This window comes from Nostoc sp. ChiQUE01b, from assembly GCF_034531255.1.
Taxonomy (GTDB): Bacteria; Cyanobacteriota; Cyanobacteriia; order Cyanobacteriales; family Nostocaceae; genus Nostoc.
The window spans coordinates 18,301-27,213 of record NZ_JAVRBM010000105.1; the positions used below are offsets into that span (position 1 = coordinate 18,301).

Annotated in this window: 8 protein-coding genes and 1 other RNA gene; 3 read left to right on the top strand and 6 right to left on the bottom strand. The window is 41.2% G+C overall.

The annotated features are described in order from the left end of the window. Nucleotides 1–188 precede the first annotated feature (188 nt). Nucleotides 189–3,464: a filamentous hemagglutinin N-terminal domain-containing protein gene (locus tag RMY63_RS36800; protein WP_322733428.1), complete on the top strand. Its 3,276-nt coding sequence runs from the start codon at nucleotides 189–191 to the stop codon at nucleotides 3,462–3,464. Between the two features lie 197 nt (nucleotides 3,465–3,661). Here RMY63_RS36800 and queF read toward each other — a convergent pair whose 3' ends face one another. The 5 genes from queF to RMY63_RS36825 form a co-directional block, all read right to left on the bottom strand. After that, nucleotides 3,662–4,081, bottom strand: coding sequence for a preQ(1) synthase (gene queF / locus RMY63_RS36805; RefSeq protein ID WP_322733429.1), 420 nt, complete (start codon nucleotides 4,079–4,081; stop codon nucleotides 3,662–3,664). A 128-nt stretch (nucleotides 4,082–4,209) separates the two neighbouring features. After that, a complete protein-coding gene (locus RMY63_RS36810) occupies nucleotides 4,210–4,611 on the bottom strand; it encodes a hypothetical protein (protein WP_322733430.1) in 402 nt (133 codons plus the stop codon). Nucleotides 4,612–4,767: 156 nt separating this feature from the next. After that, nucleotides 4,768–5,154 (bottom strand): phasin family protein, encoded by a 387-nt coding sequence (locus RMY63_RS36815; protein ID WP_322733431.1) that lies wholly within the window; start codon nucleotides 5,152–5,154, stop codon nucleotides 4,768–4,770. Nucleotides 5,155–5,179: 25 nt separating this feature from the next. Continuing rightward, nucleotides 5,180–5,276, bottom strand: an RNA gene (gene ffs / locus RMY63_RS36820) — signal recognition particle sRNA small type. Nucleotides 5,277–5,313: 37 nt separating this feature from the next. Beyond that, complete coding sequence (locus RMY63_RS36825; protein ID WP_322733435.1) at nucleotides 5,314–5,580, bottom strand: YciI family protein; 267 nt, start codon at nucleotides 5,578–5,580, stop codon at nucleotides 5,314–5,316. 118 nt (nucleotides 5,581–5,698) lie between these two features. Here RMY63_RS36825 and RMY63_RS36830 point away from each other — a divergent pair, with 118 nt between their 5' ends. Further along, nucleotides 5,699–6,250 carry a 2'-5' RNA ligase family protein gene (locus RMY63_RS36830; RefSeq protein WP_322733432.1) on the top strand — a complete coding sequence of 184 codons (552 nt, stop codon included), beginning with the start codon at nucleotides 5,699–5,701 and terminating at the stop codon, nucleotides 6,248–6,250. Here RMY63_RS36830 and RMY63_RS36835 read toward each other — a convergent pair. After that, the gene (locus tag RMY63_RS36835) at nucleotides 6,176–6,886 is read right to left on the bottom strand and encodes a hypothetical protein (RefSeq protein WP_322733433.1); all 711 of its coding nucleotides are present in this window, start codon (nucleotides 6,884–6,886) and stop codon (nucleotides 6,176–6,178) included. The genes RMY63_RS36830 and RMY63_RS36835 overlap by 75 nt on opposite strands. Before the next feature lie 935 nt (nucleotides 6,887–7,821). Here RMY63_RS36835 and RMY63_RS36840 point away from each other — a divergent pair. Further along, the gene (locus tag RMY63_RS36840; protein WP_322733434.1) at nucleotides 7,822–8,652 is read left to right on the top strand and encodes a peptidoglycan-binding domain-containing protein; all 831 of its coding nucleotides are present in this window, start codon (nucleotides 7,822–7,824) and stop codon (nucleotides 8,650–8,652) included. The last annotated feature ends 261 nt before the right edge of the window (nucleotides 8,653–8,913 follow it).

The window sequence follows — 8,913 nt, forward strand, 5'->3', positions numbered from 1 at the left end:
AAGTTCAGCATAATACGTACTGAATAATCAAACATTTTCACGATCAATAGTTTGGGATAAGGAGAATGCTTCATAGAAACATTAGGATTATTAGGATTTGGGGACATAAAATAAAGTTGCAAAGTGCGTCCTATGCACCAATTTGTAACAAGCAGATTGCCCTAAAGTTCATTCAGGGAGAAGGAGGATTGAAAAACTATCCTGCAAGTATATACTGGCGATCGCCCATTAATCAAACAGACTTTTCCAAATACTGTGAAAAGTCTATTATTGTATCAAATAAAACTCAGGAGTGGTGGTGCTGGTGTAGTAAGTTTGTCGGGTTAGGAAGTTGCTTGATTATAGCAAGTGTGTTGATTGCTTCCTTACAAGAGCGTGTTTTTGCTCAAATTACCCCGGATGCCACCTTGCCTACTAACTCCAGCGTCACAAGGGATGGAAACATCTTCAATATTATTGGAGGAACAAAAGCAGGAAGTAATTTGTTCCACAGCTTCTCTGAATTTTCTGTACCTCCTCGTGGCACTGCTTATTTTAATAATGCTTTAGATATTCAAAATATCATCAGTCGAGTTACGGGTGGGTCAGCTTCTAATATTGATGGGTTAATTCGTGCTAATGCTCCCGCTAATTTGTTTTTGATAAATCCAAAAGGGATTATTTTTGGCCAGCGTGCGAGGCTGGATGTTAAAGGTTCTTTTGTTGCGACTACAGCAAATGCGATCGCTTTTGGTGATAAAGTGATTTTCAGCGCCACGAATCCAACTACTTCTCCACTGTTGACAATCAATCCTTCCGCTTTTCTATTCAATCAAATTCCTACTGCGCCAATTCAAAATAACTCAGCTAACCTAAGTGTCAAAAATAATCTTAGTTTGCTGCTAGTTGGTGGCGATATAAACCTGAATGGTGGCTCCCTGAAGGCTTCTGGTGGGCGAGTAGAGTTAGGAGGTTTAGCGCAAGAAGGAATAGTTGGGCTAAATGTAAATGATCATAATCTGAGCTTAAATTTTCCGCCTGACTTATTGCGAGCTTCATTATCGCTTACCAAGGGTGCTGAAGTGGATGTTACATCTAATGGTGGTGGCAGTATTGCCGTCAATGCCCAGAATATAGATATTTCGGAGAAAAGTAGCTTACGTGCTGGCATCAAGCCATTAGCTACAGCCGCTAACGCCAAAGCTGGAGATATCACCCTCAGCGCCAAAGAAACAGTGACAGTCAAAGATAGCTCTATCTACAATGCCGTTTTTGGTTTAGGAGATGGTGGTTCCATACGCGTGGATGCAGGAAAATTGATTATTCAAGATGGAATAGTAGCGACTGCTACTACTTCTAGTGGTAGTGCTGGGGATCTGGTTATGAACGCCTCTGACTCAATAGAACTAACTGGCAGTTCCTCATCAAACGGTACAATTGACATTTTTCCGATTAATTTATACGGTTTTTCTCCCAAGTTTACTGTTCCTATTGGCTTGCTTTCCGCTTCTCTTGATGCCAAGACTCTTCTACCCAGGAATCTTCGTTCTCTAAGTTCCTTTCTACCTACTGCAAGTGGAAATGCCGGAAACCTGACCATTGAAACTGGGCGGTTAATTGTCTCTAATGGGGCAGTGGTATCGGCAGCTACAACAAGCACAGGAAAAGGAGGAAATTTAACCGTGAAGGCAGACTTGATAGAACTCACTGGTACTTCAGCTAATGATTCTCCATTCTATCTGTTTAGTATTACAAGTAAGCTTCCTAGTGGATTGCGTAATGATACTGATGGTCGGGGATCTGGGGGCAACTTGACCATTGATACTAGACGGTTAATTGTCCGTGATGGTGCATGGGTGATAACTGGTACTGGTAACAAAAAACCAGAAGGAAAATTGACTGTGACAGGAGGCGAATTGATCATTAACGCCACCGATTCAGTAGAACTTAGTGGCACCTCATCAGATAATATTCCTAGCGTTTTGGCTTCTGGAACACAGGGATCTAAAAATGCTAACAAATTGGTTATTAATACTAAGAAGCTGATGGTCAGCAATGGAGGAATAATCACGACGGGTACTTCTAGCTCTGGGAATGGAGGCGAATTGATCATTAACGCCACTGATTCAGTAGAACTTGTTGGCACCTCAAAACAAGGGTTGTCCGCCTCTCAAATAAAAAATTTGATTGGACTTGCTGGAGCTTCAGTCTTAAACTTCGTAGAAGATCGTCCATTTCCGAGTGGTGTAATTTCTGGGAGTGCAAATACAGGAAATGCTGGAAAGTTGACTATTAACACTGGACGGTTATTAATTCAGGGTGGAGCACAAGCATCGGTTTCTACAATTAGTGCCGGAAATGCGGGTAACTTAAATGTTCGCGCTTCTTCTATAGAACTGAGTGGAACTTCGCTTGAAAGCCCTAAGCGCAACGACATTGTAGGTCGAAGCCTGTTGACAACTGCTGTTGGTGAAGGCTCAACTGGAAAGGGTGGCGATATAACAGTTATCACCAACTCCCTAACTATCACCGATGGTGCTGCACTGACAGCTAGTACTTCTGGGCAAGGAGAGGCAGGTAAAATAACTGTCAATGCTACTGATAAAGTAATAATTAGTGGTAGTGACTTTAGTTATGATGATCTAATTAATAACTTTACTGATAAGGTAGAAAATATCGGCGCTAACAGTGGCATATTTGTCAGTTCTACTGGTTCAGGAACCACAGGCGACATCGAAATCAACTCACCTAAAATTACTTTAGACAACCAAGGCAAACTCAACGCCGAATCTGCATCCGGTAACGGTGGTAACATCAACATCAATAGCGACTTACTTTTACTCCGTCGCAACAGTCAAATCTCCACCAACGCAGGTACAGACGAATTAGGTGGCGATGGCGGTAATATCAATATTAACTCTAGATTTATCGTTGCAGTTCCCAACGAAAATAGCGACATCACCGCTAATGCCTTCACTGGATCTGGTGGTAGAGTTGACATTACAACAAACGGTATTTTCGGTATTGTTTCGCAAAAAAGCTCAACCGAAAACAGCGACATTACAGCGAGCTCACAATTGGGAGTGAATGGGGAGGTAACTATCAACAGTCCGGATACTGACCCTAGTCGCGGCTTAATTCAACTACCCTCTAAACTTGTGGATGCATCCCAACAAATCGCTCAAGGCTGCACTCCCAGAGGACGACAAACCGCCAATCGTTTTATTGCCACAGGACGCGGTGGATTACCCCTTAGCCCCAACGAGCCTCTGCGGGGACGAGCAGTAATTACTGGTTGGGTAGATTTGCCCCCACAAGCAACACAAAGAGTCACAGATAAATTATCTACTGTATCTGTTAGCAAATCTACTAATCAGATTGTGGAGGCTCAAGGATGGATTGTTGATGGTAAAGGTGATGTTATTCTTGTAGCTCAATCTGGACAAAGTTCTTCTATTCCCTCTGCTATGTCCTGTAGTCAATGATTCATTATCCTAAGAGTAGGGGAAAGAATTCCTATGAAACCCAAGTTTTCATTATGGGACTTCCAAGAAATAAATTATCCAATTTCACACCCATCAAAACGACTTTCTCTCCCCCTGCCCTAAAAGCGTACCCCTTTGGGGAAGCAAGCTACGCGTAGCGTCCCGCAGGGATGGGATACTTTTTTATTTGGAAGTCCCTATGGGTACTTTTGGTGACGCACTTCAACTACGGTATGTACATTCCCGCGAGGTGTGAAATCTGCTTTCACAGTGACTTCCAAGGGATCGCAAGCAGCCACAAAATCATCCAAAATTTGATTGGCAGATTCTTCGTGGGAAATGTAGCGATCGCGGTAACTATTAATATAAAGTTTAAGCGCCTTCAATTCCACTACCCGTTCATCAGGTACATAGCTAACATAAATTGTTGCAAAGTCAGGATAACCGGAAAACGGACATTTACAAGTAAATTCTGGCAAAGTAATGTTAATGTCATATCGCCTACCCACACGCGGATTCGGAAAGGTAATTAGTTTACCTTCCGCAATGTCGCGTTCGCCATACTTCATTTCTTGGTTTGCCTGGGATGCACTTTCAGATAATTTGTCACTTGTCATTTCTTATTTGTCACTTGTCATTTGTCATTTGTCATTTGTCATTAGTTATTTTACTTATCTTTACGTCCTTTTAGTAATTTTGTAGCTTGTTAACTCCTAACTCCTAACTCCCAACTCCCAACTCCCCCTCAATACTCTTCCTTCTCCCAATCTGGACAATTTTCATCTTCACAACCGTGGGGATGCATAGCACAAACTAATAAATTACCACCATAAACTTGACCGTGGTAATGACTACAACCGATACAGGCAGGATTTTTTTCAGATGTAGGTTCAACTGAATAAGGAAAACCTGGATCGACATCTGCTACAATGTCTTCCAGTTCCCAGTAAGCCTCCAACATTGGTTCAGCTAAATCCTGTAGATAGCGATCGACTTCAGTAACAATATTATTGTGTACTTGCTCGCTGACTTCTTCCGTTAGCTCAAAAAATGCATCTACCACTTCACTCATTCCCAGGAAGAAGCGCTCTACTTCATCAGCCACTGTTTCGACGATTTCTACTAAATCTTTTTGCCACTGTTCCATAAACTTGACACCTTTGCAGGCTATAAACAGGACGCTTTGTATTATCTGGCTTGAAGCACTAAAATACACACTTGGCAATGTATCTTATCAAGTTTTTGTCCGAAGTGTCATGTCAAAATGCCACTTATTACTGATATTTCGCTCAAACAATACTTTTTATTGATCGCGTTGCAATCGTTTTAACTCGTCTTGCAGGTTTAGCACTTCTTGGCGTAATTTATCTACATTCTCATCATTTGACGCCTCTTTCACCGTTGGCTCTTCATCTTCCTCTAAAATTTCAATGCGCCGAGGTTGAGAAGGGGGCGTTTCTGGTGAGTTTTCACCAGATGGTTGGGCTTGTTGGGCTTGCTTCATCATGTCCTCAACGAACCGCCGGGCTTCTTCTGTGTTCATTTCGCCCTTTGCCACCATTTCATCTGCCAGTTTTTGGACTTGCGATCGCACTTCGGCTAATTTCCCCCCTGCTTTCTCACCCGCGTAAGAAGCTAATCCAACACCGAGGTAAAAAGCTTTTTGAACAATATCTCCAAAACCAGGCATTGTTGCTAACCGCTCCTAAAAATAGGGCGACCCGGAGACTAAGCCTACCACAAGCCTCCCGTGTTGCTGCTACCTTCCGGTTCTGACAAGATTTGGGTGTTGCGATCGCATAGATCCAGGTCTTATATAAGCATAACATTAAAATTCAGTAAGTGTGTGTTATTCCATTACAATTCGCCATTCATAAAGTTGATAGTTGACGCAGCCGTGTTTCACCAAGGGGTCATCAGCCACAATTACTTCTGCTTCCTCCTTTGAGGCAGCCTCAAACAGCAACATCCCGCCTTTTTGCTCTGCCCAATAGCCTGTTCGCGCTTTGTGTCCTTTAGCAATCAAATCCTGAATGTAGGCTTTGTGGGCAGGTACATATTGGTCAAAGGTAGGTTTATCGACTTTGCCTTCTTCAATCTTTACAAACCACGGCATTAGCTTCTTTACTCCAGTTACAACAGACATCCTGCTTTAGTTATGACTATTTTTGAGTAGCATTTGAGTAGCAATCCACACGAACTATAGTGATTTACTAATTAATATAGATAGAGATATGAGCCGTTTTTTTGTTGCCCTCCTACCACCGCAAGATATTCAAGACTACGCCAACGAGATTAAGCAGTACTTTGCTGATTGCTATGCTAGTAGCGGGGCGCTAAAGTCTCCGCCTCATATTACTCTGCAACCACCCTTTGAATGGGCAGATGTTAACTTGCCAATATTAGAAGCATCCTTGAAGCAGTTTGCCAGTGGACAACAGCCAGTAGCAATTACACTTAAAGGGTTTGATGCCTTTGCGCCTCGTGTCATATACATTAATGTTGTCATAAGTCAAGAGCTTTTAACTTTGCAAGCTGATTTAATGGCTCATACAGAAAGCAAGTTGGCAATTGTTGACAAGGTTTCTAAAACCCGCCCTTTTGCACCCCATTTAACGGTTGCATTTCGGGATTTAACAAAGCAGAACTTTAAAGCTGCTTGGCCAGAATTTGAAAATCGTCAATTGCATTTTGAGTTTACTCCTGACAAATTAACCTTGCTGCTTCACGACGGGAAGCGCTGGAATATTAAACGAGAGTTTGCTTTTTTCTCTGGTAGTAATTGAGCGATATTTTTGTGATGGACGCTGGCGCTGTTTGATATTGAAGTTAATTTTGTTTTGGATTAATTGCTGATTTATATATTCTCTAATCATTGGGGAGACAGAGAAAAGATAAGCATTCTTTTCTACTAGAGAGCGCTCTTGCAAAGATTCTAAAGCATCTAGTAATTGTGGTGTTGATATAGCAGGTGATATTTGCGATCGCAGTTCTGAAAGTGAAGCTGGCTGAGAGTTACCTGCTAACCACTCAATAATCATATTTTCTGTATCTGACACGCATTTAAAATGCTCTTTTAAAAGCTGGTTAATCTCCCCAAAAACTAATGTTTTTTGGTTTAAAAACTCCGAAATATTACCATCAAATAATTTATCAATTTTGTTAAAAGCTATATTTAATGCCAATGGATTACCGGCATAGCTCTCAACGAGTTGATGCAAATCACCAGTTGAACCCCAAAAAGCACCTTTAGTTTTAAAGATTTCTTCTACTTCTGTGATTTGTAAGCCTTTTAGTTGCAATGCCCTAACGGGTAAGTTTTCTCCTAGCAGTCGTCTAATTTCTCTCGGTATTTCCTGACTTGTAAGCACTAAGCAACTTTGATGAAGATCTAAGCCAGTGCGATCGCTTAAATCTTCCAACGTGTAACGTTTATTTAAGTTTTCCCAACTTTGTGCCTGACATTTCGCCGTTTAAAGTTTCTGAAATCCTTGAGGTGTAAGAATAACACCCCGTTTGCGCCTACGTTGTAGTGGATTCATTACTGTCCCTTAAGTTTTGTACATACACTCATAAAGTAATAGTCAGTAGTTAGCGCCTGTAATATGCCGCCAAAATATCTACTTCACTTAAGAGGGTGCTACAAAGATGAGATGTGCTTTTCTTGAAATCAGGTTGTTAAATATTATGAATATTAGAAATATGAATCTAGAGATGTAGCAGTACTACGTTTATACAAGGGTTCTGAATAACGCAGATTTAATTTCACTAACTATCTATTGTGACTGACGATGCATTCTTTTGCAGAACTGACAGAGATAAATCAGAAGTTTTGCTGAAGTTGTTGATAGATATAATCCTTGCTGGACAAAGCTTTGAGAAATTATTAATCAAAATTTTTTAAATTTATTTCTTAAGTTCCTTAACTTCGGTTGTTAGCGCAGAGTTACACGTGCAAAATACAAAAAGTTTGTTTCTTGGTTAATGGCACTACTAAGAAAATTACAGTTGATTTCCAAGATATTTATACTTTACTTCCTTCTCAATTGCAGCAGCCAGCGAGGGAAAAACTACTCGTTTTCTTACCTAAAAATGAAAATGAGTTTTTATATGTTGTCAACGCCAGAGAGTCAGTTAGCTAGTACTCCACCACATTAATTTTGATAAGTTCGTAGTCGGTAGTGCAGTAGGGGCGCGCAGATGTGCGCCCTGAACACGTAGTATCATTAATAGTTGAGAATAAGCGATCGCATCTCTTTCTTTTTCACTCTCTGTGGTCGCATACGCCGAACACCTCAAAGAGTTGCAGCTTGTCGTCACACATCGCTTAACTTTCGGAACGCCTTGCAAATAAAAAATGCTAGATTTATTTATTTCTACTTACCTAATTTTTGTAAAACAAGATACATTAAATGGTAGTTTAATCGCAAAGGAACCAAAAAGCATGGCCGTTAGCAGCCCTGAAGTCATCCGTCACATATTGATTGGATTGGGATATTTAGCTCCTGAGATCGATCCTAAGCCGGATCTCACTAAATTTGCTCCCTGGAAGCGGAATAACAACTCTTTGACAGACGATCCTACTGAAGAAGCGATTAAAAAGTTTCAGAAACAGTACTCACAAAAACTTACGGTTAATGGTAACGCTGATGCAGATACTCGAACTGTAATGGAAGATACAGTCAAAGGGCTTCAGAATAGATTGAAGTTTCACGGTTTTGCAACCAATGCTGAAATTCCAAAAGACTTGCCTTTTTATGGGCCAGCTACTTATACAGCAGTCAAAAAATTTCAGAAATCTCAGGGTTTAACTGAAAATGGGATTGCTACTTTTGAACAGCGTCAAATTCTACAGCAATCTAGTCTCACAGATAAGCCCCAGCCGCAGCCCCAGTCACAAGTCAAGCTGAGAGATTTGTGTTTCCAATTCCAAAAGAATCCTCAAAATCCTTCTTACATCGCAGCATTAAATAACTTACAACAAAATTTACCCAAGGACGTTTTACACAAAGTTACTAACAAATGGAGGGGAACAAACGATCAAAATCCAGAGATTGTCAAGCTGACGAATCTGTTTACTTATTATGATGACAATAATGCAAACCATCGTGATGCACTAAATCACTTACAAAGTCAGCTTACCCCAGCCATCTCTCAAGCATTTTTAAAGCTTTGGAATAAGAAGTAATATCATGTCCGCATAATTAGTTATGATTTCCACAGTCATTGCACCCCACACGCCAGGTGCTTTACTTGGGGAGACCCCTTGGCGCTAGCCTCTCCCTTTGGGAGAAGACCGCACTGGCTCCCCTTAATCCCCTCCCCGCTTGCGGGGCTACCGTGTACACACAAGTCGAATTTCTTCTTAAATCCAGTCGTTTATTGAATTCGGGTGGTCGTTTATTGAATTCGGGCGGTCGTTTATTGAATTCGGGCGGTCGTTTATTGA

Coding starts and splice junctions, on each gene's coding strand:
- RMY63_RS36810 (WP_322733430.1), bottom strand. CDS start 4,611: ATGGAACAGTGGCAAAAAGATTTAGTAGAAATCGTCGAAACAGTGGCT.
- RMY63_RS36830 (WP_322733432.1), top strand. CDS start 5,699: ATGAGCCGTTTTTTTGTTGCCCTCCTACCACCGCAAGATATTCAAGAC.
- RMY63_RS36840 (WP_322733434.1), top strand. CDS start 7,822: ATGCTAGATTTATTTATTTCTACTTACCTAATTTTTGTAAAACAAGAT.
- RMY63_RS36815 (WP_322733431.1), bottom strand. CDS start 5,154: ATGCCTGGTTTTGGAGATATTGTTCAAAAAGCTTTTTACCTCGGTGTT.
- RMY63_RS36825 (WP_322733435.1), bottom strand. CDS start 5,580: ATGCCGTGGTTTGTAAAGATTGAAGAAGGCAAAGTCGATAAACCTACC.
- queF (WP_322733429.1), bottom strand. CDS start 4,081: ATGACAAGTGACAAATTATCTGAAAGTGCATCCCAGGCAAACCAAGAA.